This window comes from Stenotrophomonas sp. Y-13 (genome assembly GCF_046267925.1).
GTDB lineage: Bacteria > Pseudomonadota > Gammaproteobacteria > Xanthomonadales > Xanthomonadaceae > Stenotrophomonas > Stenotrophomonas acidaminiphila_A.
Window position 1 is genome coordinate 1710851 of the sequence record NZ_CP176501.1, and the last position, 23784, is coordinate 1734634.

The window sequence follows — 23784 nt, forward strand, 5'->3', positions numbered from 1 at the left end:
AATCAAGTATGGATTAGGGGCGTAACGTGGCCGCCTCCGCATCGAACGGACCGGCAGCCATGCGCCTGCGCCACCTTTCTCCTTTCCGGCCAACGCGCCGCGTACCGGCGTTCGCCGCCGCCGACCGCCGCCCGCGGCGGCACAACGGCTCGAATCCACTGCACTTCGCTGCGCTGCGCGCGGTGCCCGCGGCGGCGTCCGTCGCACCGCCGCACCCGCTGCGGCGACGGCTGGCCAGGCGCCTGGCAAGGCTGTTTGTCCCGCCAGTGGGAGAAAAATTTCCGTGAGCGGGACAGTGGAAATGCCGCTGACGAGCGGCGGCATGGGCGGCAACCGGGTGCGTGCGCGCAGGCCGCGTGCCACCCCGGGTTTCCCGCGCCGCCATCGGCGGCTGCTGACAGCCGCTGTCAGCAGCGCCTGCGCACACTGTCCCGCGCACCCGGCAACGGCCCCGTTCCCTGCCACCCAGCGGCCCCTCTTCCCCCTCCAGGATGCATGACATGAAAGGTATCTCCAGCCCCTCCCGGACCCCGCGACGCATTGCCCTGGCGGGCATGACGGCGCTGGCCATCGCCGTTCTCGCCGCGTGCAGCGGCGGCCACGCCCAGCAAGCCGGTGCGCCGCCGGCGCCGGAAGTCAGCGCGGCGCCGGTGCTGGTCAGGCAGGTCAGCCAGTGGGATGAATTCAGCGGCCGCGTGGAAGCGGTGCAGAGCGTGGAACTGCGCCCGCGCGTGTCCGGCTACATCGACAGGGTCAACTACACCGAAGGCCAGGAAGTGAAGAAGGGCGACGTGCTGTTCACCATCGACGCGCGCAGCTACCAGGCCGAGTACGACCGCGCCCGCGCCGAGCTCGCCCGCGCCCGCACCCAGGCCGCGTTGGCGCGCAGCGAGTCCGAGCGCGCGCGCCGCCTGGCCGAGCAGCAGGCCATTGCCGCGGAGACCGCCGAGCAACGCCGTGCCGCCGCCGAGCAGGCCGGCGCCGCGGTGCAGGCGGCGCAGGCCGCGGTGGACGCGGCGCGCCTCAACCTGGAGTTCACCAAGGTGCGCGCGCCGATCGATGGCCGCGCCGGCCGCGCCATGGTCACCGTCGGCAACCTGGTCACCGCCGGCGACAGCGCCAGCGTGCTGACCACCCTGGTGTCGCTGGACACCGTGCACGTGTACTTCGACGCCGACGAGGGCACGTTCCTGCGCTACGCGCGGATGGCGCGCAGTGGCGAGCGTCCGAGCGAGCGCGACCAGGCGCTGCCGGTGAAGGTGGCGCTGAGCGGCGAGGCGGGCTTCCCGCATGCGGGCAAGGTGGATTTCCTCGACAACCAGGTCACCCGCAGCACCGGCACCATCCGCGTGCGCGCGCTGCTGGACAACCGCGACCGCCAGTTCACCCCGGGCTTGTTCGCGCGCGTGCGGCTGCTCGGCAGCGGTGCGTTCGAGGCCATGCTGATCGACGACCGGGCGGTGCTGACCGACCAGGACCGCAAGTACGTGTACGTGGTCGACAAGGAGGGCAAGGCGCAGCGCCGCGATGTCCAGCTGGGGCGCAGCGCGGAGGGCCTGCGCATCGTCGAGGCCGGGCTGGCGCCGGGCGACAAGGTGATCGTCGATGGCGTGCAGAAGGTGTTCATGCCAGGCATGCCGGTGCAGGCCAGGGCAGTGGCGATGCAGCCCACGCCGGCGCCCGGCGTGGGCCATGACGCCACCGCGCTGAACTGACCCCCGTTTCAACCTGACGCCGGCCCGGCGGCCGGCCGCCTGGCCTTCGCCCGCATGGGCGGGGGCAGGCGGGCTGCATGCCGGCGCCCGGCCATTGCAAGGATTCCGCAGATGGATTTTTCCCGTTTCTTCATCGACAGGCCGATCTTCGCGGCGGTGCTGTCGATCGTGATCTTCGCCGCCGGCCTGATCGCGATCCCGATCCTGCCGGTCGGCGAATACCCGGAAGTGGTGCCGCCGTCGGTGGTGGTGCGCACGGTCTACCCGGGCGCCAACCCCAAGGTCATCGCCGAGACCGTCGCTACCCCGCTGGAGGAGGCGATCAACGGCGTCGAGGGCATGATGTACCTGAAGTCGGTGGCCGGCTCGGATGGCGTGCTGCAGATGACCGTCACCTTCCGCCCGGGCACCGACCCGGATGCGGCCGCGGTGAAGGTGCAGAACCGCGTGGCGCAGGCGCAGGCGCGCCTGCCCGAGGACGTGCGCCGGCAGGGCGTGACCACGCAGAAGCAGTCGCCGACCTTCCTGATGGTGGTGCACCTGACCTCGCCGGGCGGCAAGTACGACACCCTGTACCTGCGCAACTACGCGCGCCTGCACGTCAAGGACGCGCTGGCGCGCATCCCCGGCGTGGGCGACGCGCAGGTCTTCGGCGGCGGCGACTACGCCATGCGCGCCTGGCTGGACCCGGGCAAGGTGGCCTCGCGCGGCCTGACCGCCAGTGACGTGGTGCGCGCGATGCGCGAACAGAACGTGCAGGTTTCGGCCGGCCAGCTCGGCGCCGAACCGCTGCCGGACAGCCGCTTCCTGACCCTGATCAACGCCCAGGGCCGGCTGAAGAGCGAGCAGGAGTTCGGCGACATCGTGCTCAAGAGCGGCGGCGACGGCGAGATCGTGCGCCTGTCCGACGTCGCCCGCCTGGAGCTGGGCGCCGGCGACTACACCCTGCGTTCGCAGCTGGACGGCAAGAACGCGGTGGGCATCGGCATCTTCCAGGCGCCCGGCGCCAACGCACTGGAGATCCGCGACCAGGTCATCGCCAGCATGGACGCCATGCAGAAGACCTTTCCGGCCGACGTGAAGTACGAGGCGGTGTACGACACCACCATTTTCGTGCGCGATTCGATCAAGGCGGTGGTGTCCACGCTGCTGGAGGCGATCGCGCTGGTGGTGCTGGTGGTGATCCTGTTCCTGCAGACCTGGCGCGCTTCGATCATCCCGCTGATCGCGGTGCCGGTGTCGGTAGTGGGCACGTTCGCTGCGCTGTACCTGCTGGGCTTCTCGATCAACACGCTGAGCCTGTTCGGCCTGGTGCTGGCGATCGGCATCGTGGTCGACGACGCGATCGTGGTGGTGGAGAACGTCGAGCGCAACATCGAGGAGGGCCTGTCGCCCACCGCCGCCGCGCACCAGGCGATGAAGGAAGTGTCCGGGCCGATCATCGCCATCGCCCTGGTGCTGTGCGCGGTATTCGTGCCGATGGCGTTCCTGTCCGGCGTCACCGGCCAGTTCTACAAGCAGTTCGCGGTGACCATCGCCATTTCCACGGTGATCTCGGCGATCAATTCGCTGACCCTGTCGCCGGCCCTGGCCGCGCGGCTGCTCAAGCCCCACGGCGCGCCGAAGGATGGCCCGAGCCGGTTGATCGAACGCCTGTTCGGCTGGGTGTTCCGCCCGTTCAACCGCTTCTTCAGGTCCAGCTCGGAGAAATACGAGCGGGGCGTGGCCCGCATCCTCGGCCGCCGTGGCGCGGTGTTCGTGGTCTACGCGATCCTGCTGGTCGGTACCGGCGTGATCTTCAAGCTGGTGCCGCCGGGCTTCATCCCGACCCAGGACAAGCTGTACCTGATCGCCGGGGTGAAGCTGCCGGAAGGCGCGTCGATCGCGCGTACCGATGCCATGCTGCGCAAGGTGGCGAAGGTCGCCCAGGAAACCGACGGCGTGGCCCACACCATCTCGTTCCCGGGCCTGAACGCGCTGCAGTTCACCAATACCCCCAATACCGGCGTGGCCTTCATCCCGCTCAAGCCGTTCAACGAACGCAACGGCCGCAGCGCCGCGCAGATCAATGCCGAGATCAATCAGAAGATCGCCGGCCTGCAGGAAGGCTTCGCGTTTTCGATGATGCCGCCGCCGATCCTGGGCCTGGGCAATGGCAACGGCTACCAGATGTTCATCGAGGACCGCGGCAACCTGGGCTACGGCGCGCTGCAGAACGCGGTGCAGGCGATGCAGGGCGCGGTGGCGCAGACCCCGGGCATGGCCTTCCCGATCACCAGCTACCAGGCCAACGTGCCGCAGCTGGACGCGGAGGTGGACCGGGTCAAGGCCAAGGCGCAGGGCGTGCAGCTGACCGAACTGTTCGACACCCTGCAGACCTACCTGGGCTCGGCCTACGTCAACGACTTCAACCAGTTCGGCCGCACCTGGCAGGTGATCGCCCAGGCCGACGGCCCGTTCCGCGAGAGCGTGGAGGATATCGCCCGGCTGCGTACCCGCAACGACCGTGGCGAGATGGTGCCGATCGGTTCGATGGTGACCATCAAGGAAACCTACGGCCCCGATCCGGTGCTGCGCTTCAACGGCTACCCGGCCGCCGACCTGGCCGGCGAGGCCGACCCGCGCGTGCTGTCCTCGGCCGAGGCGATGAACCGACTGACCGAGATCGCCGGCAAGGTGCTGCCGGTGGGCATGACCACCGAATGGACCGACCTGAGCTACCAGCAGGCCACCCAGGGCAAGGCCGCCTTCATCGTGTTCCCGGTGGCGATCCTGCTCGCATTCCTGGTGCTGGCCGCGCTGTACGAGAGCTGGTCGCTGCCGCTGGCGGTGATCCTGATCGTGCCGATGACGCTGCTGTCGGCACTGTTCGGGGTATGGCTGAGCGGTGGCGACAACAACGTGTTCGTGCAGGTCGGGCTGGTGGTGCTGATGGGCCTGGCGTGCAAGAACGCGATCCTGATCGTCGAATTCGCCCGCGAGCTGGAAATGGGCGGCAAGCGCATCGTCGACGCCGCGCTGGAGGCGTGCCGCCTGCGCCTGCGCCCGATCGTGATGACCTCCATCGCCTTCATCGCCGGCACCGTGCCGCTGGTGCTGTCGCATGGCGCGGGCGCCGAGGTGCGCTCGGTCACCGGCATCACCGTGTTCGCCGGCATGCTGGGGGTGACCCTGTTCGGCCTGTTCCTGACCCCGGTGTTCTACGTCGCGCTGCGCACCTTCGTCACCCGCAACGGCGGCGGCCAGCTGGTGCGGCATGGCGAACCGACCCTGCACCACTGACCCGACCTTCGGCCGTCGCCTGACATCCTCGGGCGACGGCCCATCCAACCGAGACATGCATCCATGACTACCCAACACAACAAGATCGCGCTGGTCACCGGCGCCACCCGCGGCATCGGCCTGGAAACGGTGCGCCAGCTGGCCCGCGCCGGCGTGCATACGCTGCTCGCCGGCCGCCAGCGCGACACCGCGCAGGCGCTGGCACTGCAACTGCAGGCCGAAGGGCTGCCGGTGGAGGCGCTGCAGCTGGACGTCACCGATGCCGCCAGCATCGACGCGGCGGTGCGCGAGGTCGAACGGCACCACGGCCGGCTCGACATCCTGGTCAACAACGCCGGCGTGCTGCTGGAAGACCCGTCGCTGCCACCGTCGGCGCAGCCGCTCGATACCTGGCGCCGGACCTTCGACACCAACGTGCATGCGCTGGTGGCCGTCACCCAGGCGTTCCTGCCGCTGCTGCGGCGCTCGACGGCCGGGCGCATCGTCAACGTGTCGAGCATCCTCGGCTCGCAGGCGCTGCATGCCGATCCCGGCTCGCCCATCTACGACTTCAAGGTGCCGGCCTACAACGCGTCCAAGGCGGCGGTGAACAACTGGACCCTGTCGCTGGCGTACGAGCTGCGCGGCACGCCGATCAAGGTCAACACCGTGCACCCGGGCTACGTGCGGACCGACATGAACGCGGGCGAGGGCGAGATCGACGTCGCCGACGGCGCGCGCTCCAGCGTGCAGATGGCGCTGCTCGGCGCGGACGGGCCGAGCGGCAGCTTCACCCATCTCGGGCAGGTGCTGCCATGGTGAGGGCGGCACTGGCCGCGGCGCTGTCCGGCCTGCTGCTGGCCGGCTGCGTCAGTGTCGGCCAGGATTACCACGCCCCGGCGCAGCCGCCGGTGGTGCTGCGCGGCGCCGCTGCACCGGTATACAGCGCGCAGTCGCCGGTGGCGGGCTGGTGGGCGCAGTTCGATGATCCGGTGCTCGCCCAGCTGATGCATGCGGCGTTGTCCGACAACCTCGACCTCACGCTGGCACTGGCGCGCGTGCAGCAGGCGCGGGCGGTGTTCGTCGAGCGCCGGCTCGACCAGGCGCCGCACGTCACCGCGGCCGCCAGCCAGGAACGCCATCGGCAACCGGATCCGGCGCAGGGCGGCGCACGCGTGTCCGGCGAGCAGTACCAGCTTGGTTTCGATGCCGGCTGGGAGCTTGACCTGTTCGGACGTCAGCGCCGCGCCGCCGAAGCGGCGCGGGCCGACCTGGACGCGGAGTGGGCCAACCTGGTCGACGCACAGGTGCTGGTGGCCGCCGAGGTCGCGCGCAATTACTTCGAGCTGCGCGGTACGCAGAGGCGCATCGCGGTGGCCGAACAGACCCTGGTCAACCTGCGCGACACTCAGGCGCTGACCGAGACCCGCTGGACCCTGGGCGCGGGCAGCGAACTCGACGTGCAGAGCAGCCGTGCGCGGCTGAAGGCGATCGAGGCCGACATCCCACTGCTGGAACTGGCGCAGACCCAGTCACGGCACCGGCTGGCGGTGCTGCTGGGGCAGCGCCCCGGCACCCTGGATACGCTGTTGCAGCCGCGCCCGGTCCAGGCGTTCGCCCGCCCGCTGCCGCTGGGCGATACCACCGTGCTGCTGCAGCGGCGCGCCGACGTGCGCGCCGCCGAGCGCCGCCTGGCCGCGGCCACCGCGCGGGTCGGCGTGGCCACCGCCGACCTGTTTCCGCGGCTGTCGCTGACCGGCTTCGTTGGTTTCCTCGGCGGCGATGCCGGCGGCCTGGTCAATGGCGCCAACAAGGCCTGGTCGCTGGCGCCATCGCTGCGCTGGAGCGCGTTCGACGTCGGCAGCGTGCGCGCGCGGCTGCGCGCCAGCCGCGCCCAGGCCGACGGCGCGGCGGCCGAGTACGAGAAGACCGTGCTGCTGGCGCTGGAGGATGCCGAGAACGCGCTGGCACGCTACGCCAGGCAGCAGGCGCGACTGCTGATCGTGGCCGAACAGGCCCAGGCCGCGCGTCGCGCGCAGGCGCTGGCGCAGGTCCGTTACCGCGAGGGCTCGGCCGATTTCCTGGCGCTGCTCGACGCGCAGCGCAGCCAGTTGGCGGCCGACGATGCGCTGGCCGACGCCGAGGCCGGGGTCAACGTCAGCGTGGTGGCGGTGTACAAGGCGCTCGGCGGCTGGGGCCAGGCCTCGGCCACCGCACCGTCGGTCGCGGTGGTCGAAGCGCGTTGACTCGCCCGGCAAATGCGCGGCTTGCCTGCATGAAGCCTTGCCGGCCGAGCGCCGTGCCGGGCAAGCCCGGCACCTACGGGTGGGTTCCAGCAGCCTTCGCGTTTTCGTAGATGCGGGGCTCGCCCCGCATGGGCCTTCCCCATATGGAAAGAGGCGGCCAGGTGGCCGCCTCTTTCCGCTTTCCGTCTGTCATCTGCCTGGGGCGTGCAGGTCTTGTCGGCCGAGCGCCGTGCCGGGCAAGCCCGGCACCTACGGGTGGGCTCTTGCAGCCTTCGCGCTTCCGTAGATGCGGGGCTCGCCCCGCATGGGCCTTCCCCATATGGAAAAAGGCGGCCAGGTGGCCGCCTCTTTCCGTTCTCCATCCCTTGCGGCAATCAGGCCGCGTCGGCCTGCTCGCGGCGCGGGCCTTCGGCCAGGGCGCGGCCGACCATGTCCACCAACAGGTCCAGCTCGGCTTCGTCCATGCCGAAATGCGGGGTGAAGCGCAGCGAGTTCTCGCCGCCATGGATCACGTTGACGCCGTGCATGCGCAGCCATTCCTCGGTGGAGTTGGCGCCATAGCACTTGAACTGCGGGGCCAGTTCGCAGGAGAACAGCAGCCCGGTGCCCTGGACCTTGGTGATCAGCCCGCCCAGCCTGGCCTTGAGCGCCTCGAGCTTGCGCACCGCCTGTTCGCCGCGTTCGCGGATGTTGCGGCGTACCTCCGGGGTCAGCCGGGCCAGGGTGGCGCAGGCCACGTCCAGCGCGCGCGGGTTGGTGGTCATGGTGTTGCCATACACGCCCTTGCGGTACAGGTGCGCGGCGTGTTCGGTGACGGCCAGCACCGACAGCGGGAACTGCGCGCCGTTCAGGGCCTTGGAGTAGGTCTCCATGTCCGGCGGGTCCAGGGTCTCGTAACCCGGGTAATCGACGAAGGACAGGGTGCCGTGGGCACGCAGCGCGGCCTGGATCGAGTCGATCAGCAACAGGCTGCCGTGGGCGCGGGTCAGTTCGCGGGCCAGCTTGTAGAAGCTCACCGGCACCGCGCGGCCCGGGTCGCCTTCACCCATCACCGGCTCCAGGAACACCGCTTCGATGAACCAGTTGTGGGCCTTGGCGTCGTCGAACACCTTGCGCAGCGCCGCCTCGTCGTACGGGGCGATCGCGATCACGCTGTCCTCGCCGCGGTAGCTGGCCAGGAAGCGGTCGTAGGTCTTGCGGGTCGAGTCCGAATACAGCGCCGGGCGGTCGGTGCGGCCGTGGAAGCTGCCCTTGATGACCACGCGCTTGATCGTGGCGCCGGCGTGCGGCGCGCCCGGGTCGGTCTGCAGCTTGGCATTGATGTCGGCGATGCGCGCGGCCAGGCCGACCGCCTCGGAGCCGGAGTTCAGGCACATGAAGTGCGAGAACGGGCAGCCGCCGCGGGTGTGGCCGATCTCCTTGCGCAGCGCCTGCACGAAGCGGCGCTGGGACAGGCTCGGGGTCATGATGTTGGCCATCACCTGCGGCTTGGCCGCGGCGGCCAGCACCTCGGGCGGGGTGTGGCCGAAGCCGAGCATGCCGTAGCCGCCGGCGTCGTACAGCACCGCGCCCTTGAGCGAGACCACCCACGGGCCGCAGGCGGCCAGCGCGATGTACGGCACCACCGCGTCATCGGCGTAGAAATTGACGAACCCGGACTGCATCGCGGCGATCTGGTCCTTCTCGTCCAGGTCCAGCAGGTCGGCCGCCTCGTCCTTGATGCGGGCGTATTCGCTGGCAGCCGCGGCGATCGCCGCGACCAGGTCGGGATGGGCGGCGGCCAGGCGTTCGACGGCGGCATCGTCCAGCCCCGTGGTCAGGCGGGCGCCGGCGTGCGCGCGGAGCGCGGCGAGGGGGCCGAGTACGGTCATGCTCATCTCCAGAAAGGTCTTGTATAGCCATTATCTGGAGATTCTGGTCATATGGCAGCTGTCATTCCGTCGAAAATCGGGTTAATTTCGTCGAATCGACGAAACCGGGCCGCGATGTGAAGATTTCCCCCGCCGACGAACGCCTGTTGTCCGTGCTGCGCGAGGACGCGCGCGCATCCACCGCGCAGATCGCGCGCCGGCTCGGGCTGTCGCGCACCACCGTGCAGAGCCGCATCGACCGGCTCGAGCAGCAGGGGGTGATCGCCGGCTACACGGTGCGTACCCACGAGGATTACGAGCAGGGCCAGGTACGCGCGCACGTGCTGATCACCGTGTCGCCGCGCAAGATGCCGGCGGTGGTCAAGGCGCTGCGCGAGATCGCCGAGGTGCGCAGCCTGCATTCGGTCAGCGGTGCCCATGACCTGGTGGCGATGGTGGTGGTGGGCGGGGTCGGCGAGATGGACGTGGTCACCGACGCCATCGGCGTGATCGACGGGGTCGAGCGCACCACCAGCGCCATCATCCTGTCGACCAAGTTCGAGCGCTGACGCAGTCGGGGCGTCCACGCAGGTGCGGGGCAAGCCCCGCACCTGCGGGTATGCGGCGCGCGCCCGGTACAATGGCCGGCTCCCCCGTTCGATGTTCCGGCCTTGAAGAAGTCCGATTTCCACTACGACCTGCCCGAGGAACTGATCGCCCAGGCGCCGCTGGCCGAGCGCTCCGCCAGCCGCCTGCTGGTGGTGCCGCCGGCGCCGGCCGCCTACGACGACCGCCACGTGCGCGACCTGCCCGAGCTGCTGCAGCCCGGCGACCTGCTGGTGTTCAACGATACCCGGGTGATCCCGGCGCGGCTGTTCGGACACAAGGCCAGCGGTGGCCGGGTGGAGATACTGATCGAGCGCCTGCTCGGTGGCCAGCAGGCCCGTGCCCAGGTCGGCGCCAGCAAGTCGCCCAAGCCCGGCAGCCGCATCCAGCTCGACGCCGGTGGCGAGGCCGAGGTGCTCGGCCGCGACGGCGAGTTCTACCTGCTGCGCTTCGACCTGCCCGAGCCGCTCGAAGCCTGGCTGGCGCACGCCGGCCGGCTGCCGCTGCCGCCGTACATCCAGCGCGAGCCGGGCGCCGACGACCGCGAGCGCTACCAGACCGTGTTCGCGCGCGAGGTTGGCGCGGTGGCGGCGCCCACCGCCGGCCTGCATTTCGACGACGCCCTGCTGCAGCGGCTGCGTGCGCGCGGCGTGGCGTTCGGCCATATCACCCTGCACGTGGGCGCCGGCACCTTCCAGCCGGTGCGGGTGGACGACCTGTCGCAACACGTGATGCATCGCGAATGGCTCAATGTCGGTGCCGGGCTGGTGCAGCAGGTGCGGCGGACCCGCGCCGCCGGCGGTCGCGTGATCGGGGTCGGCACCACCGTGGTGCGGGCGCTGGAGAGTGCGATGCGCGAGGGCGAGCTGCAGCCGTTCGCCGGCGAAACCCAGATCTTCATCACCCCGGGCTACCGCATCCGCAGCGTGGACGCGATGGTCACCAACTTCCACCTGCCCGAAAGCACCCTGTTGATGATGATCTCGGCGTTCGCCGGCAGGCAGCGGGTGTTCGACGCCTACGCCCACGCCATCGCCAGCCGTTACCGGTTCTTCAGCTACGGCGACGCGATGCTGCTGTTCCCGCAGCCCGATGCCTGATCCCGCCTTTCCTGCGCCAGCGTCGCCGATCCGCGACAATGGACGGCAGACCGACCGAAGCACACCCATGTCCAGACTGCAGTTCACGCTCCAGGCCACCGACGGCAACGCGCGCCGCGGCCAGCTTTGCTTCCCGCGCGGCACCGTGCAGACCCCGGCGTTCATGCCGGTGGGCACCTACGGCTCGGTGAAGGGCGTGCTGCCCGAGCAGATCCGCGCGCTCGGCGCCGAGATCATCCTCGGCAACACCTTCCACCTGTACCTGCGCCCGGGCCTGGAGGTGATCGGCGACCATGGCGGCCTGCACGGCTTCTGCCGCTGGAACGGACCGATCCTGACCGACTCGGGCGGCTTCCAGGTGTTCTCGCTGGCGCACCGCCGCAAGATCACCGAGCAGGGCGTCACTTTCGCCTCGCCGACCGATGGCGCCCGCGTGTTCCTGGGGCCGGAGGAGAGCATGAAGATCCAGAAGGTGCTCGATTCGGACGTGGTGATGATCTTCGACGAATGCACCCCGTACCCGGCCACCGAGGACGTGGCGCGGCGCTCGATGGAACTGAGCCTGCGCTGGGCGCGGCGCTCGCGCGATGCGCATGACGCGCTGGGCAACGACGCGGCGCTGTTCGGCATCGTCCAGGGCGGCGTGCACCCCGACCTGCGCAGCCGCTCGGCCGAAGGCCTGCAGCAGATCGGCTTCGACGGCTATGCCATCGGCGGGCTGGCGGTGGGCGAGCCCGAGCACGAGCGCAACGCCATGCTCGAGCACATGCACCCGATCCTGCCGGCCGACCGCCCGCGCTACCTGATGGGCGTGGGCCGCCCCGAAGACCTGGTCGAGGGCGTGGCCCGCGGCGTGGACATGTTCGACTGCGTGATGCCGACCCGCAACGCGCGCAACGGCCATTACTTCACCTCGACCGGCACGGTGCGCATCCGCAACGCCCGCTACGAGCGCGACATGGACACCATCGAGCCGGGCTGCGGCTGCCATGCCTGCAGCAGCGGCTACACCCGCGCCTACCTGCGCCACCTGGACCGCTGCAACGAGATGCTGGCGCCGATGCTCGGTACCCTGCACAACCTCTATTACTACGAGAAGCTGATGGCCGACATGCGCGCGGCCATCGAGGCGGGAACCTTCCTGGCCTTCCGCGAGTCCTTCTATGCGGCGCGCGGGGCGCTCGCGCCGGCGCTGTAGCGTTTTTCCTGCCCCCACAGCAGGGTGGCCGCCGGGCCGGGCCGCGCCGGCAGGCGGTAGGCAGGGGCAGGGCGGGCGGACAGGCACGACACGGGCGCCCGGGAGTAGGGCCGTGCGGCAGTCAGCGGCAGGCCCCGCCTTGCAATTGGACCGGCCCGCCTCTATGGCATACTTCCACGCTTGAATCCGTTCCGCGGCGCCGGCCCCGGCAGGCACCGCCCGACAGTTAAGGACACACGATGAACCCGATGGCTATCCTGCTTCCCGTCGCCCAGGCCGCCCCGGCCGCCCCGGGCATGGGCACTTTCCTGCTGCCGATCGCCCTGATCGCGGTCATGTACTTCCTGATGATCCGCCCGCAGATGAAGCGCCAGAAGGAACACAAGGCGATGCTGGAGAAGATCGCCAGGGGCGACGAGGTGCTGACCAACGGCGGCATCGCCGGCGTGGTGACCGACATCGGCGACAACTTCATCACCGTCGAAGTGGCCGACAACGTCCGCATCCGCGTGCAGAAGGGCGCCATCGGCAACGTGCTGCCCAAGGGCACGCTGAAGTCCGCGGCCTGAGCCCGAGTTTCCCTTCCGTCATGACGCGGCGCCGGGACCGGCGTCGCGCAGGAACCCGCAATGCTTGAATTCCCACGCTGGAAGTACTTCCTGATCCTGGTCGTCCTGGCGGTCAGCGCGCTGTATGCGCTGCCCAACGTGTACCAGAAGGACCCGTCCGTGCAGATCACCGCCAACCGCGGCGGGCAGATCGACGATGCCCTCAAGCAGCGCGTCAGCGCGGCGCTGGGCGAGGCCGGGGTCACGCCCAAGTCGGTGGAGAAGGAAGGCGAGAGCCTGATCGTCCGCCTCGGTTCGCTCGATGCCCAGACCCGCGCCAACGACGTGCTGCGCGAGACGGCCGGCGAGAACTACACCGTCGCCCTGAACCTGGCCTCGACCGTGCCGGACTGGCTGGCCGGGCTCGGCGGCAAGCCGATGGTGCTGGGCCTGGACCTGGTCGGTGGCGTGCACTTCGCCCTGCAGGTGGACAAGAAGGCCGCGGTGGACAAGCGCTTCGACGCGTTCGCCGAGGACATCCGCACCACGCTGCGCGACAGCCGCGTGGGCTACCGCGCGGTCGAGCGCCGCGGCGAGAGCGACATCCAGGTGACACTGGCCAATGCCGCCGACGCCGACAAGGCCCGTGCCGCGCTGGTCAAGGCGCAGCCGACCCTGACCTACTCCGGCAGCGGCGAGCGCATCACCGTGACCGTGCCGCAGGCCGAGATGCTGCAGATCGCCTCCGGCGCCATCGAGCAGAACCTGACCACCCTGCGCAACCGCGTCAACGAGCTGGGCGTGGCCGAGCCGATCATCCAGCGCCAGGGCGACGACCGCATCGTGGTCGAGCTGCCGGGCGTGCAGGACACCGCAGAAGCCAAGCGCATGATCGGCGCCACCGCCACCCTGGAGTATCGCCTGGTGGTGGACGGCAACGCGCAGGACGCCATGACCAGCGGCCGCATCCCGCCGGAAGCGCGCCTGTACCGCGACCGCCGTGGCATGCCGGTGCTGCTGAACAAGCGCACCATCGTCACCGGTGACCAGATGGTCAAGGCCGAGGTCTCCACCGACCAGAACGGCCTGCCGGCGGTCGCGGTCACGCTCAACAGCGTCGGCGGCCAGCGCATGTTCGACGTCACCAGCGTCAACGTGAACAAGCCGATGGCCGTGGTCTACACCGAGCGCATTCCGCAGGTGACCATGGTCGATGGCAAGGAAGTGCGCAGCTTCCGGGTCAAGGAAGAAGTCATTTCCGTGGCCAACATCAACAGCCCGCTGGGCAAGAACTTCATCACCACCGGCCTGGAGAAGACCGAGGCCGACAGCCTGGCCAAGCTGCTGCGCGCCGGTTCGCTGGCCGCGCCGATGGACTTCGTCGAGGAATACGTGATCGGCCCCAGCCTGGGCGCGGAGAACGTGGCCCGCGGCGTCAAGGCGGTGGTGTTCTCGTTCGTGTTCACCCTGGTGTTCTTCACCATCTACTACCGCATGTTCGGCGCGATCACCTCGGTGGCGCTGCTGTTCAACCTGCTGATCGTGGTGGCGGTGATGTCGCTGTTCGGCGCGACCATGACCCTGCCGGGCTTCGCCGGCCTGGCGCTGTCGGTCGGCCTGTCGGTGGACGCCAACGTGCTGATCAACGAGCGCATCCGCGAGGAACTGCGGCTGGGCATGCCGGGCAAGGCCGCCATCGCCGCCGGTTACGAGAAGGCCTCGGGCACCATCCTCGACGCCAACCTCACCGGCCTGATCGTGGGCGTGGCGCTGTATGCGTTCGGCACCGGTCCGCTGAAGGGCTTCGCGCTGACCATGATCATCGGCATCTTCGCCTCGATGTTCACCGCGATCACCGTGTCGCGTGCGCTGGCGGTGCTGATCTACGGCCGTCGCAACAAGCTCCAGTCCGTGGCGATCTGACGCGAATCCCTTCGCGAAAGCCCGCACATGCGTGTGCGGGTTTTTTAAGGAAAATCCCTGCATGAAACTATTCCCGCTCCACATCGTCCCGAACGACACCAACATCGACTTCATGCGCCACCGCAGGCCGGTGCTCGCGTTGATGGTGGTGCTGCTGCTGGTGTCGCTGGCGATCATCGGCTTCAAGGGCTTCAACTACGCGCTGGAGTTCACCGGCGGCACGGTGGTGCGTACCCACTTCGAGAAGAGCGTCGACGCCGAAGCGGTGCGCGAGCGCCTGGCCGCGGCCGGCTTCGAGAACGCCCAGGTGCAGAGCGTGGGCGGCGGCAACGACCTGATGATCCGCCTGCCGCCCGATGGCGAGCACAACAACGCCGCCGACGCCGCGCAGAAGGTCGCCGAGAAGGTCCGCGCCGCGATCAGCCTGCCCGGCAACGCCGCTACCGCGCAGCCGGGCGAGTTCGTCGGCCCGCAGGTCGGCAAGGACCTGGTGATGAACGGCATCTACGCGACGCTGTTCATGGTGATCGGCTTCCTGATCTACATCGCCGCGCGCTTCGAGTGGAAGTTCGCGATGGTGGCCAGCATCACCGCGTTCTTCGACCTGATCCTGACCGTGGCCTACATGTCGCTGCTCGGCCGCGAGTTCGACCTGACCGTGCTGGCCGGCATGCTGTCGGTGATGGGCTTTGCCATCAACGACATCATCGTGGTGTTCGACCGCGTGCGCGAGAACTTCCGCAGCCTGCGCGTGGAGCCGCTGGAAGTGCTGAACCGCTCGATCAACCAGACGCTGTCGCGCACGGTGATCACCGCGGTGCTGTTCTTCCTGTCGGCGCTGGCGCTGTACCTGTACGGTGGCGAGTCGATGGAAGGCCTGGCCGAGACCCACATGGTCGGCGCGGTGATCGTGGTGGTGTCGTCGGTCATCGTGGCCGTCCCGCTGCTCAGCATCGGGCCGTTCAAGGTCTCCAAGCAGGACCTGCTGCCCAAGGCCAAGGACGTCGAGGAACTGGCGCGCCGCCCGTAAGGCCCGCCACCTCCCGACCGCGAAAGAGCCGCGCACCGCGCGGCTCTTTCCGTTTGCGGCCTGCCCGCGATGACGCCGCCGAGGTGCCGGTTCCATGCGGTGGCGTCGGTTGTTTTCGCTGCGGGCGCACACTACGATCCTCGCGGTTCGGCGCCTGCCCGGCGTGTGCCGCGGCGCTGTTTTCCCGTATCCAACCGAGGTTTCCATGGTCATCAAACCGCGTGTGCGCGGCTTCATCTGCGTCACCACCCATCCGGCCGGCTGCGACGCGGCGGTCAAGGAACAGATCGACTACATCAAGGCGCAGCCCAGGCTCGCCCATGGCCCGAAGAAGGTGCTGGTGATCGGTGCGTCCACCGGCTACGGCCTGGCCGCGCGCATCAAGGCCGCCTTCGGCAGCGGCGCCGCCACGCTGGGCGTGTTCTTCGAGCGTCCGGGCAGCGAAAGCAAGCCGGGCACGGCGGGGTGGTACAACTCGGCCGCGTTCGAGAAGTACGCGCACCAGGCCGGCCTTTACGCGCGCAGCGTCAACGGCGATGCATTCTCCGACGAGGTCAAGGCCAAGGTCATCGAGATCATCAAGGCCGACCTGGGCCAGGTCGACCAGGTGGTCTACAGCCTGGCATCGCCGCGCCGCAAGCACCCGAAGACCGGCGAGGTGATCAGCTCCACGCTCAAGCCGATCGGCGCGCCGATCACGCTGCGCGGCCTGGATACCGACAAGGAAGTGCTGACCGAGACCACCCTGCAGCCGGCCAGCGCCGAGGAAATCGCCGGCACCGTGCAGGTGATGGGCGGCGAAGACTGGCAGATGTGGATCGACGCGCTGCTGGAAGCCGGGGTGCTGGCACCGGGCGCGACCACCACCGCGTTCACCTACGTCGGCGAGGAAATCACCCAGGCGATCTACTGGAACGGCTCCATCGGCGCCGCCAAGAAGGACCTGGACGCCAAGGTCAAGGACATCCGCGCCCGCCTGCAGGGCATCGGTGGCGACGCCCGCGTGTCGGTGCTCAAGGCGGTGGTCACCCAGGCCAGCTCGGCGATCCCGACCATGCCGCTGTACCTGTCGCTGCTGTTCAAGGTGATGAAGGACGAGGGCACCCACGAAGGCTGCATCGAGCAGCTCGACACCCTGTACGACATTCTCTACAACGGGCCGCAGGGCGGCGCCAACGCCGTCGACCACATCCGCCGCGACCTGGTCGACGGCAAGGGCCGCAGCGTCGCGCTGGTGGACGAGGAGGGCCGCCTGCGCGCCGACTACAAGGAAATGGCGCCGGAGGTGCAGGGCAGGGTGGTCGAACTGTGGCCGCAGGTGACCAACGAGAACCTGTACGAGATCAGCGACCTGGCCGGCTACAAGGCCGACTTCCTGCGCCTGTTCGGTTTCGGCATCGACGGCGTGGACTATGACGCCGACGTCAACCCGGACGTGAAGATCGAGAATCTGGTCGACCTGACCTGATACGCAAAAGGCCGGCGTCCACGCCGGCCTTTTCGCATTCGCATGTGACGCGGGCCGGCGCTGGCCGGCACGGTCTTACGCGTTGAACTCGAAGTTCATCTCCGGGCCGGCGGGGCCGACGAAGTCGCCCTGCACGTAATCCACGCCGGAGGTGAACAGCAGGCTCATCGTCGCCGCATCGGAGACGAACTCGGCGATGGTGCGGATGTCCTGCGACTGCGCGCGCGTGGTGATTTCCTGGATCTTGGGCAGTTGCTCGCGGGCCAGTGCCGGGTCCGCGGTGAAGCTGCTGTCCAGCTTGAGGAAACCCGGCTGGAAGTGGGCCAGCAACTGGAACGAATCGAGCCCGGAACCGAACTGCTCCAGCCCGACCTTGCAGCCCAGCGCCGAGGCCGCGGCCAGGAACTGCTGGGCATTGCGCAGGTGGGTGAACACCTTGGCCTCGGGGACCTGCAGCCACAGCTGGTCGCCGGACACGCCCTCGGCCTGCAGGCCGTCGCGGATCACCGCCAGCAGCTGCGGATCGGAGAACGATTCGGGCGTGATCCGCACCATCATGCAGGTGCGATGGCCGGCGCGCTGGCGCTCGCCCAGCGCACGGATCGCCTGGCCGACCACCCAGCGGTTGATCGGCGCCAGCAGGCCCTGGTCCTCGGCGATCGGCAGGAAGGTCGAAGGCCCCACCATCTCGTTGTTGTTGCGCAACTGCAGCGAGGTGTCGTACAGCTGGATCGCCTCGCCCATGAGGTTGATGACCGGGCGGAAGCGCAGCTGGAAGCCCTCGCCCTCGAGCGCGCCGCGCATCAGCTCCACCCAGCGCTGGATGCGTTCTTCCTCGACGCGGTCGGCGGCCCCCGGGTCGAACACCTTGACCGTGTTGCCGCCCAGTTCGGTCGCGGTGCGGGTGCAGTCGCTGGCGCGGGCCAGCACCTGGCCGACGCTGGCGATCTTTTCGCCGACCTGCACGCCGCCGATGCTGACGGTGACCGTCGCCGAGCGTGCGCCGATGCTGAACACATGCGAGGCGAAGGCGCTGCGCACGCGTTCGGCCAGCCCCATGGTGTGCGCGTAGTCGCCCTGGGCGAGGATGGCGAAGCTGTGCTCGCCGAAACGCGCCAGCGACAGGCCGTCGCCGAGCGTTGCGGCCAGATGCTGGCCGAGCGCGGCAACCAGTGCGTCGGCCGAGTCCAGCCCGATGTCGGGCAGCAGCCGCGCGTAGTGGTCCGGCTCCACCAGCAGGAAGCCGTACTGGCCGTCGCTGCGGCTGACCTGGGCCACGGCGTTTTCCAGGTGCACCATGAAGGTCGGGCGGTTGAGCAGGCCGGTGACCTGGTCGCGCTGGCGCAGCGCCTCGACCTCGCGCGCCAGTTCGGGGTCGAACTCCTCGCGGCGGCGGAACACCACCTGGAAGCACGACTCGCCCTCGTAGGTGGCGGCGGTGAACTCCATCGTCGCCGGGAAGCTCTCGCCATCCTGGTTGCGCGCGTGCACCTCGTACTGCGGCGGCGGCGGCTCGCCCTTGCCCAGCGCCTTGAGCAGCTGCTTGAAATCCTCCACATGCTGCGGCGCGACCATGTCCAGCAGCGAAATGCCTTCCACGTCCTCGAACGCGTCGTAGCCGAACATCTCCAGGTACGCCTCGTTGGCGCGGATGTGCATGCCTTCGTGGATGTAGGCGATGGGGTCGCGCGAAGAGGCGATCAGCGCGTCGCAGCGGCGCTCGGTCTCGCGCATCTGCGCCTCGATGCGGCGCAGGCCGCGGCGGGCCTGCAGGTCGGTCCATTCGTCGCGCACCACGGCCAGCAGGTGCTCGGGCCGGTGGCGCAGGGCAATGGCGCGGATGCCATTGGCACCCGATTCCACCAGCGTCTGCTCGTCCACCTGCTCGGCCAGCGCGATCACCGGGATGTCCTTGCCGCTGGCGGCGATCTGCTGGCTGAGCAGCAGCTGCGGGATCACCTGCGACGGCGCGCACAGCACCAGGTCGATGGCCTGGCTGGACACGATGTCCGCCAGTTCCGCCGGTGCCTGCGGCCGGTATGGGCGGACGGCGATGCCGCTGTTGCGCAAGGTGCTGACGATCGCCTCTGCGTTCTCGGCGCTGTCATCGACGATCAGCAGGCGCAGGGTTGATTCTTTGCCGTTCTGCATTCAGGACTCCCCTCTGACCGGGTTTAATACAACATGGCCGCGGTGCCGTCCATGCGCTGATCGCTTGCCTGTGACGCGGTTCCTGTGCCGGGCTCAGGCCGCCTGGCCGGCCGCGTGCCCGGAGGCCCAGGCCCACTGGAAGTTGTAGCCCCCCAGCCACCCGGTCACGTCCAGCACCTCGCCGACGAAATACAGCCCCGGCACCTGCCGCGATTCGAGGGTGGAGGACGACACCTGGCGCGTGTCCACGCCGCCCAGGGTCACTTCCGCGGTGCGGTAGCCCTCGGTGCCGCTGGCCACCAGCGGGAAATCGGCCAGCAATGCCGCCGCCTGTTTCAACTGCGGCTCGTCGAGCTGGCGCACCGGCCGGTCCGGCAGCCAGTGCTCGCACAGGCGCTGCGCCATCCGCTTGGGCATGACCTCGGCCAGTACCGTGCGCAGTTCGGAGGCGCCGCGCTCGCGTTTCATGCCGCGCAGCCATTGCAGTGCGTCATGGCCCGGCAGCAGGTCCAGGCGCAGGTCGTCACCGGGCTGCCAGTAGGAGGAAATCTGCAGGATCGCCGGGCCGCTGACCCCGCGGTGGGTGAGCAGCATGAAGTTGCGGAACGCCTGCCCGTTGCAGCGCGCCTCCACCGGCAGCGCCACGCCGCTGAGGTCGGCCAGCCGTTCCTGGTGCCTGCCGCTGAGGGTCAGCGGCACCAGCCCGGCGCGGGTGGGCAGCACCGCGTGGCCGAACTGGCGCGCGACCTCGTAGCCGAAGCCACTGGCGCCCATGCTGGGAATGGACAGGCCGCCGCTGGCGATCACCAGCGACGCGCAGTGGAACAGGCCGTGGCCGGTGCGCACGCGGAAGCCGTCGGCGCCACGCTCGATGCCCTCCACCGCGCAGTCGGTGCGGATCCGCACCGCGGCCTGCTGGCATTCGTCCAGCAGCATGCGCACGATCAGCTTGGAGGAGATGTCGCAGAACAGCTGCCCCAGCTCCTTTTCGTGCCAGGCGATGCGGTGGCGCTCGACCATGGCGATGAAATCGGCCGGGGTGTAGCGGGCCAGCGCCGATTTGCAGAAATGCGGGTTGGCCGAAATGAAGTTGGCGGCGGTGGTGCCGGTGTTGGTGAAATTGCAGCGCCCACCGCCGGACATCAGGATCTTCTTGCCCGGCTTGTTGGCGTGGTCGATCACCTGCACCACGCGGCCGCGCTGGCCGGCGGTAAGCGCGCACATCAGGCCGGCCGCGCCGGCGCCGATCACCAGCACGTCGCAGTGCTGGGCAGCCATGCCCTGGCTCATCGCAAGCGCGCCACTCAAGCCGCCGCGCGCTTGCGCCAGGCGGGGGTGACGTCGAGCTGGACCTGGTCGTTGAGGATCTGCAGCTCGCCGTCCTGGATCAGCACGCTCCAGCGCATCGCCCGCTGGATCTGCTGGCCCCAGCGCTCGACGAAGCCGGCGTCCAGGTCCACCACCGAGAGGTTGCCGAAGCGGGCCAGGCCCTTGCCCTGCTTCTGCCACCAGATGTCCGAGGCGTTGCCGCCGTAGTTGATCACCTGCACCTGGCGGCTGCGGTTGCACGCCTTGCGCACCCGCGACTCGTCGGGGTGGCCCAGGTCGATCCACTGCAGGATGTCGCCGGTGTAGTCGTGCTGCCACAGGTCCGGTTCGTCGTCGGTGCTAAGTCCGCGGCCGAACTCCAGGCGGTCATCGGCGTTCAGCGCGAAGGCGAGCAGGCGCACCATCAGGCGCTCGTCGGTCTCGGAGGGGTGCTGGGCCAGGGTCAGGTGGTGGGTCGCGTAGTAGCCGCGGTCCATGTCGCTGATCTGCAGCTCGGCCTTGCGGATGGTGGCGGTAAGGGCCATGGGATCACGGGGCAAAGACCGCCATTCTACTGCGCGGGCGCAGCCGCGGCGGGCCGCGCTTCAGCGCTGCCGCGCCAGCCACTGGTCCAGGCGCGCGGCGAAGGCCTGGCGGTCGCGCGCGTGCAGGCTGGGCGGGCCGCCGGTCTGCACGCCCGCGCCGCGCAGTTCGGCCATGAAATCGCGTATCGACAGGCGCTGGGCGATGCTGTCGGGGCTGAACGGCACGCCGCGCGGGTCCACGGCGGCCGCGCCCCTGGCCAGCACCCGTGCGGCCAGCGGAATGTCCTGGGTGACGACCAGGTCGCCGGCGGCCACGCGTTCGGCGATGGCGTCGTCAGCCACGTCCGGGCCACCGGCGACCTGCATGGCGCGGATGAAACGCGAGGAGGGCGTCTGCAGCCAGCGGTTGGCGACCAGGATCACCTCGATCCGGGTGCGCTCGGCGGCGCGGTACAGGATGTCGCGGATGACCGCCGGGCAGGCGTCGGCGTCCACCCAGATGCGGGGGGAGGGGGCGGCAAGGGTGGATTCCATGGCGCGCAGTCTAGCCGCTGCGCGGGCCCGGGGCGGGCCGGTGCCGCCCGATGCGGGGCGCCAAGCCAATGAATTTAGCGGGATTGTTGCCGGGAGGTGGGGTTTCGGTGCGGATGAATGCGGTATTTGTCGCTTTTTGCTGGAAAGCCGCGTATCTTTCGCCCCACTGTGCTTGCAAGGGTCACCGTGAATCGTGGCCTGATGCAGCTGATCTCACCGATCCGCTCATCGTTCCGTTTTACCAACGCCTGCAACTCAGTCTCGGCCCCGATCCCCGGTGGCTGCGATTTCCAATCAATAGTTCCAGGAGTTTGTAATGTCTGAGCGTCAGACCGGCACGGTGAAGTGGTTCAACGATGCCAAGGGTTTTGGTTTCATCACCCCGGAAAGCGGCCCCGACCTGTTCGTGCACTTCCGTGCCATCCAGGGCACCGGCTTCAAGTCGCTGCAGGAAGGCCAGAAGGTGACCTTCGTCGCCGTGCAGGGCCAGAAGGGCATGCAGGCTGACCAGGTGCAGGCGCTGTAATCCAGCCCCCGCAACCGCAAGGTCGCCACGACGCCGGAAGCGAAAGCTTCCGGCGTTTTTGTTTATGGCGCCAGCGCTCCCGCCGGTTTTTGCGCCCGCCCTGCACGGCGGCCTCTCCGGGGCCTTCGGCCGGGGTGCCGGAAACCGGGCTGCCATCGCCGCCGTGCTTGTGACCTCGGGCCCAGCCCCCATCTGCTACCGATGACTACCCCGGTGCTGCATTTCGACAACCGTTTCCTGCGCGAACTGCCCGGCGACGCCGAAACCGGATCGCGCCGGCGCGAGGTGCCGGGCGCGGCCTGGTCGCAGGTCATGCCCACTCCGGTGGCGGCGCCGCGCCTGCTGGCGCATGCGCCGGAGGTGCCGGCGATGCTGGGTTTCGACCGCGCGGCCGTGCAGGCGCCGGAGTTCGCCGCGGTGTTCGCCGGCAATGCGTTGTACCCCGGCATGCAGCCATGGGCGGCGAATTACGGCGGCCACCAGTTCGGGCACTGGGCCGGGCAACTGGGCGATGGCCGCGCCATTTCGCTCGGCGAGCTGCTGGCCGATGGCCGGCGCTGGGAGCTGCAGCTGAAGGGGGCCGGGCCAACGCCCTATTCGCGCGGCGCGGACGGCCGCGCGGTGCTGCGCTCGTCGATCCGAGAATTCCTGTGTTCGGAGGCCATGCACCACCTGGGCGTGCCGACCACGCGTGCGCTGAGTCTGGTCGCCACCGGCGAGACGGTGGTCCGCGACATGTTCTACGACGGCCATCCGCGCGGCGAGCCGGGCGCGGTGGTGTGCCGGGTGGCGCCTTCGTTCCTGCGCTTCGGCAGCTTCGAGCTGCCGGCGGCACGCGGCGACCGGGCGCTGCTGCGGCAGCTGGTGGATTTCTGCATCGACCGCGACTTTCCGCAGTTGCCGCCCGGCCCCTCGCGCCATGCCGACTGGTTCGCCGGGATCTGCACGCGCACCGCAGTGCTGGTGGCGCAGTGGATGCGGGTGGGCTTCGTGCACGGGGTGATGAACACCGACAACATGTCGGTGCTGGGCCTGACCCTGGACTACGGCCCGTATGGCTGGATCGAGGATTACGACCCGGACTGGACGCCGAACACCACCGACGCGCAGGGCCGCCGCTACCGTTTCGGCGCGCAGATGCAGGTGGCGTACTGGAACCTGGTGCGGCTGGCGCAGGCGCTGTCGCCGCTGTTCGCGGAGGCGGCGCCGCTGCAGGCGGGGCTGGATGCGTTCCAGGCGCGCTACGCGGCCGAAGCCCGCGGCCATCTGGTCGCCAAGCTCGGCCTGGGTGACTACCGCGAGGGCGACGAGGCGCTGATGGCCCGGTTCCAGGCACTGCTGCACGCCGGCGAGATGGACATGACCCTGGCGTTCCGGGCGCTGCTCGACGTCGACCCGCAGCGACCGGACGTGGCGGCGCTGGAGGGTGCGTTCTATTCGCCCGCGCGCCGCGAGCGAGTGATGCCGGACCTGCTGGACTGGCTGCAGTGCCACGCCGCGCGCGTGCGCGAGGCCGGGCTGGATGCCGCCGCGCGGCGCCGGGTCATGCAGGTGGCCAATCCAAAATACGTACCGCGCAACTGGCTGGTGCAGCAGGCCATCGACCGCGCCGAGCAGGGCGACAGCGGCGGCATCGACGAACTGCTGGAGGTGATGCAGCGTCCCGGCGACGAACAGCCCGGCCGCGAAGCGTTCGCCCGGCGGCGTCCGGACTGGGCGCGTACGCGCGCCGGCTGCGCCATGCTGTCGTGCAGTTCCTGATTCCTTCCCTTCCG

The 23784-nt window shown here is 69.4% G+C and carries 18 protein-coding genes; 13 read left to right on the top strand and 5 right to left on the bottom strand.

What is annotated here, in order from left to right; genetic code table 11:
* Nucleotides 1-554 precede the first annotated feature (554 nt).
* From ACJ7VY_RS07765 to ACJ7VY_RS07780, 4 genes are all read left to right on the top strand, one after another.
* Entirely contained in the window at nucleotides 555-1715 is a 1161-nt protein-coding gene (locus tag ACJ7VY_RS07765) for an efflux RND transporter periplasmic adaptor subunit (RefSeq protein WP_409476797.1), read from the top strand.
* Nucleotides 1716-1826: 111 nt separating this feature from the next.
* Nucleotides 1827-4997: an efflux RND transporter permease subunit gene (locus tag ACJ7VY_RS07770; protein WP_409476719.1), complete on the top strand. Its 3171-nt coding sequence runs from the start codon at nucleotides 1827-1829 to the stop codon at nucleotides 4995-4997.
* A gap of 63 nt (nucleotides 4998-5060) precedes the next feature.
* A complete protein-coding gene (locus ACJ7VY_RS07775; protein WP_293758022.1) occupies nucleotides 5061-5798 on the top strand; it encodes an SDR family oxidoreductase in 738 nt (245 codons plus the stop codon).
* Nucleotides 5792-7222, top strand: a complete 1431-nt coding sequence (locus ACJ7VY_RS07780; RefSeq protein ID WP_409476720.1) for an efflux transporter outer membrane subunit — start codon at nucleotides 5792-5794, stop codon at nucleotides 7220-7222. Before ACJ7VY_RS07775 ends, ACJ7VY_RS07780 begins: the two co-directional genes overlap by 7 nt.
* 374 nt (nucleotides 7223-7596) lie before the next feature.
* On the opposite strand, the gene ACJ7VY_RS07785 is transcribed toward ACJ7VY_RS07780, so the two are convergent.
* Nucleotides 7597-9093, bottom strand: a complete 1497-nt coding sequence (locus ACJ7VY_RS07785) for an aminotransferase class III-fold pyridoxal phosphate-dependent enzyme (RefSeq protein ID WP_293758026.1) — start codon at nucleotides 9091-9093, stop codon at nucleotides 7597-7599.
* A gap of 116 nt (nucleotides 9094-9209) precedes the next feature.
* On the opposite strand from ACJ7VY_RS07785, the gene ACJ7VY_RS07790 reads away from it, so the two are divergent.
* The 7 genes from ACJ7VY_RS07790 to fabV all read left to right on the top strand — a co-directional run bounded on the left by ACJ7VY_RS07790 (nucleotide 9210) and on the right by fabV (nucleotide 16945).
* Nucleotides 9210-9641 carry an Lrp/AsnC family transcriptional regulator gene (locus ACJ7VY_RS07790; protein ID WP_054665268.1) on the top strand — a complete coding sequence of 144 codons (432 nt, stop codon included), beginning with the start codon at nucleotides 9210-9212 and terminating at the stop codon, nucleotides 9639-9641.
* A 102-nt stretch (nucleotides 9642-9743) separates the two neighbouring features.
* Entirely contained in the window at nucleotides 9744-10778 is a 1035-nt protein-coding gene (gene queA, locus ACJ7VY_RS07795; RefSeq protein ID WP_104938715.1) for a tRNA preQ1(34) S-adenosylmethionine ribosyltransferase-isomerase QueA, read from the top strand.
* 67 nt (nucleotides 10779-10845) lie between these two features.
* Nucleotides 10846-11976, top strand: a complete 1131-nt coding sequence (gene tgt / locus ACJ7VY_RS07800; protein WP_104938716.1) for a tRNA guanosine(34) transglycosylase Tgt — start codon at nucleotides 10846-10848, stop codon at nucleotides 11974-11976.
* Nucleotides 11977-12215: 239 nt separating this feature from the next.
* Nucleotides 12216-12545: a preprotein translocase subunit YajC gene (yajC, locus tag ACJ7VY_RS07805; RefSeq protein ID WP_104938717.1), complete on the top strand. Its 330-nt coding sequence runs from the start codon at nucleotides 12216-12218 to the stop codon at nucleotides 12543-12545.
* A gap of 60 nt (nucleotides 12546-12605) precedes the next feature.
* Nucleotides 12606-14447 (top strand): protein translocase subunit SecD, encoded by a 1842-nt coding sequence (gene secD / locus ACJ7VY_RS07810; RefSeq protein ID WP_104938718.1) that lies wholly within the window; start codon nucleotides 12606-12608, stop codon nucleotides 14445-14447.
* A gap of 61 nt (nucleotides 14448-14508) precedes the next feature.
* Nucleotides 14509-15477, top strand: coding sequence for a protein translocase subunit SecF (secF, locus tag ACJ7VY_RS07815; protein ID WP_104938719.1), 969 nt, complete (start codon nucleotides 14509-14511; stop codon nucleotides 15475-15477).
* A gap of 205 nt (nucleotides 15478-15682) precedes the next feature.
* Nucleotides 15683-16945 carry an enoyl-ACP reductase FabV gene (gene fabV, locus ACJ7VY_RS07820; protein WP_409476721.1) on the top strand — a complete coding sequence of 421 codons (1263 nt, stop codon included), beginning with the start codon at nucleotides 15683-15685 and terminating at the stop codon, nucleotides 16943-16945.
* Nucleotides 16946-17020: 75 nt separating this feature from the next.
* On the opposite strand, the gene ACJ7VY_RS07825 is transcribed toward fabV, so the two are convergent.
* The 4 genes from ACJ7VY_RS07825 to ACJ7VY_RS07840 all read right to left on the bottom strand — a co-directional run bounded on the left by ACJ7VY_RS07825 (nucleotide 17021) and on the right by ACJ7VY_RS07840 (nucleotide 21483).
* On the bottom strand, nucleotides 17021-19096 hold the full coding sequence (locus ACJ7VY_RS07825) for an EAL domain-containing protein (protein ID WP_409476722.1): 2076 nt from the start codon (nucleotides 19094-19096) through the stop codon (nucleotides 17021-17023).
* A 93-nt stretch (nucleotides 19097-19189) separates the two neighbouring features.
* On the bottom strand, nucleotides 19190-20374 hold the full coding sequence (locus ACJ7VY_RS07830) for an NAD(P)/FAD-dependent oxidoreductase (RefSeq protein WP_409476723.1): 1185 nt from the start codon (nucleotides 20372-20374) through the stop codon (nucleotides 19190-19192).
* Between the two features lie 26 nt (nucleotides 20375-20400).
* On the bottom strand, nucleotides 20401-20949 hold the full coding sequence (locus tag ACJ7VY_RS07835) for a YaeQ family protein (RefSeq protein ID WP_104938722.1): 549 nt from the start codon (nucleotides 20947-20949) through the stop codon (nucleotides 20401-20403).
* A gap of 60 nt (nucleotides 20950-21009) precedes the next feature.
* A complete protein-coding gene (locus ACJ7VY_RS07840; RefSeq protein WP_313231744.1) occupies nucleotides 21010-21483 on the bottom strand; it encodes a YaiI/YqxD family protein in 474 nt (157 codons plus the stop codon).
* A gap of 316 nt (nucleotides 21484-21799) precedes the next feature.
* Between ACJ7VY_RS07840 and ACJ7VY_RS07845 the strand changes: the two genes are divergently transcribed.
* Together ACJ7VY_RS07845 and ACJ7VY_RS07850 are read left to right on the top strand one after the other, a co-directional pair.
* Nucleotides 21800-22009, top strand: a complete 210-nt coding sequence (locus ACJ7VY_RS07845) for a cold-shock protein (RefSeq protein ID WP_054665293.1) — start codon at nucleotides 21800-21802, stop codon at nucleotides 22007-22009.
* Nucleotides 22010-22210: 201 nt separating this feature from the next.
* Nucleotides 22211-23770: a protein adenylyltransferase SelO gene (locus ACJ7VY_RS07850; RefSeq protein WP_409476724.1), complete on the top strand. Its 1560-nt coding sequence runs from the start codon at nucleotides 22211-22213 to the stop codon at nucleotides 23768-23770.
* Nucleotides 23771-23784 lie beyond the last annotated feature (14 nt).

What these genes read in the sequence shown, in the direction of transcription:
- ACJ7VY_RS07765 (WP_409476797.1), top strand. Translation starts at nt 555, where the DNA reads ATGACGGCGCTGGCCATCGCCGTTCTCGCCGCGTGCAGCGGCGGCCAC.
- ACJ7VY_RS07770 (WP_409476719.1), top strand. Translation starts at nt 1,827, where the DNA reads ATGGATTTTTCCCGTTTCTTCATCGACAGGCCGATCTTCGCGGCGGTG.
- ACJ7VY_RS07775 (WP_293758022.1), top strand. Translation starts at nt 5,061, where the DNA reads ATGACTACCCAACACAACAAGATCGCGCTGGTCACCGGCGCCACCCGC.
- ACJ7VY_RS07780 (WP_409476720.1), top strand. Translation starts at nt 5,792, where the DNA reads ATGGTGAGGGCGGCACTGGCCGCGGCGCTGTCCGGCCTGCTGCTGGCC.
- ACJ7VY_RS07785 (WP_293758026.1), bottom strand. Translation starts at nt 9,093, where the DNA reads ATGACCGTACTCGGCCCCCTCGCCGCGCTCCGCGCGCACGCCGGCGCC.
- tgt (WP_104938716.1), top strand. Translation starts at nt 10,846, where the DNA reads ATGTCCAGACTGCAGTTCACGCTCCAGGCCACCGACGGCAACGCGCGC.
- yajC (WP_104938717.1), top strand. Translation starts at nt 12,216, where the DNA reads ATGAACCCGATGGCTATCCTGCTTCCCGTCGCCCAGGCCGCCCCGGCC.
- secD (WP_104938718.1), top strand. Translation starts at nt 12,606, where the DNA reads ATGCTTGAATTCCCACGCTGGAAGTACTTCCTGATCCTGGTCGTCCTG.
- secF (WP_104938719.1), top strand. Translation starts at nt 14,509, where the DNA reads ATGAAACTATTCCCGCTCCACATCGTCCCGAACGACACCAACATCGAC.
- fabV (WP_409476721.1), top strand. Translation starts at nt 15,683, where the DNA reads ATGGTCATCAAACCGCGTGTGCGCGGCTTCATCTGCGTCACCACCCAT.
- ACJ7VY_RS07825 (WP_409476722.1), bottom strand. Translation starts at nt 19,096, where the DNA reads ATGCAGAACGGCAAAGAATCAACCCTGCGCCTGCTGATCGTCGATGAC.
- ACJ7VY_RS07830 (WP_409476723.1), bottom strand. Translation starts at nt 20,374, where the DNA reads ATGGCTGCCCAGCACTGCGACGTGCTGGTGATCGGCGCCGGCGCGGCC.
- ACJ7VY_RS07835 (WP_104938722.1), bottom strand. Translation starts at nt 20,949, where the DNA reads ATGGCCCTTACCGCCACCATCCGCAAGGCCGAGCTGCAGATCAGCGAC.
- ACJ7VY_RS07840 (WP_313231744.1), bottom strand. Translation starts at nt 21,483, where the DNA reads ATGGAATCCACCCTTGCCGCCCCCTCCCCCCGCATCTGGGTGGACGCC.
- ACJ7VY_RS07845 (WP_054665293.1), top strand. Translation starts at nt 21,800, where the DNA reads ATGTCTGAGCGTCAGACCGGCACGGTGAAGTGGTTCAACGATGCCAAG.
- ACJ7VY_RS07850 (WP_409476724.1), top strand. Translation starts at nt 22,211, where the DNA reads ATGACTACCCCGGTGCTGCATTTCGACAACCGTTTCCTGCGCGAACTG.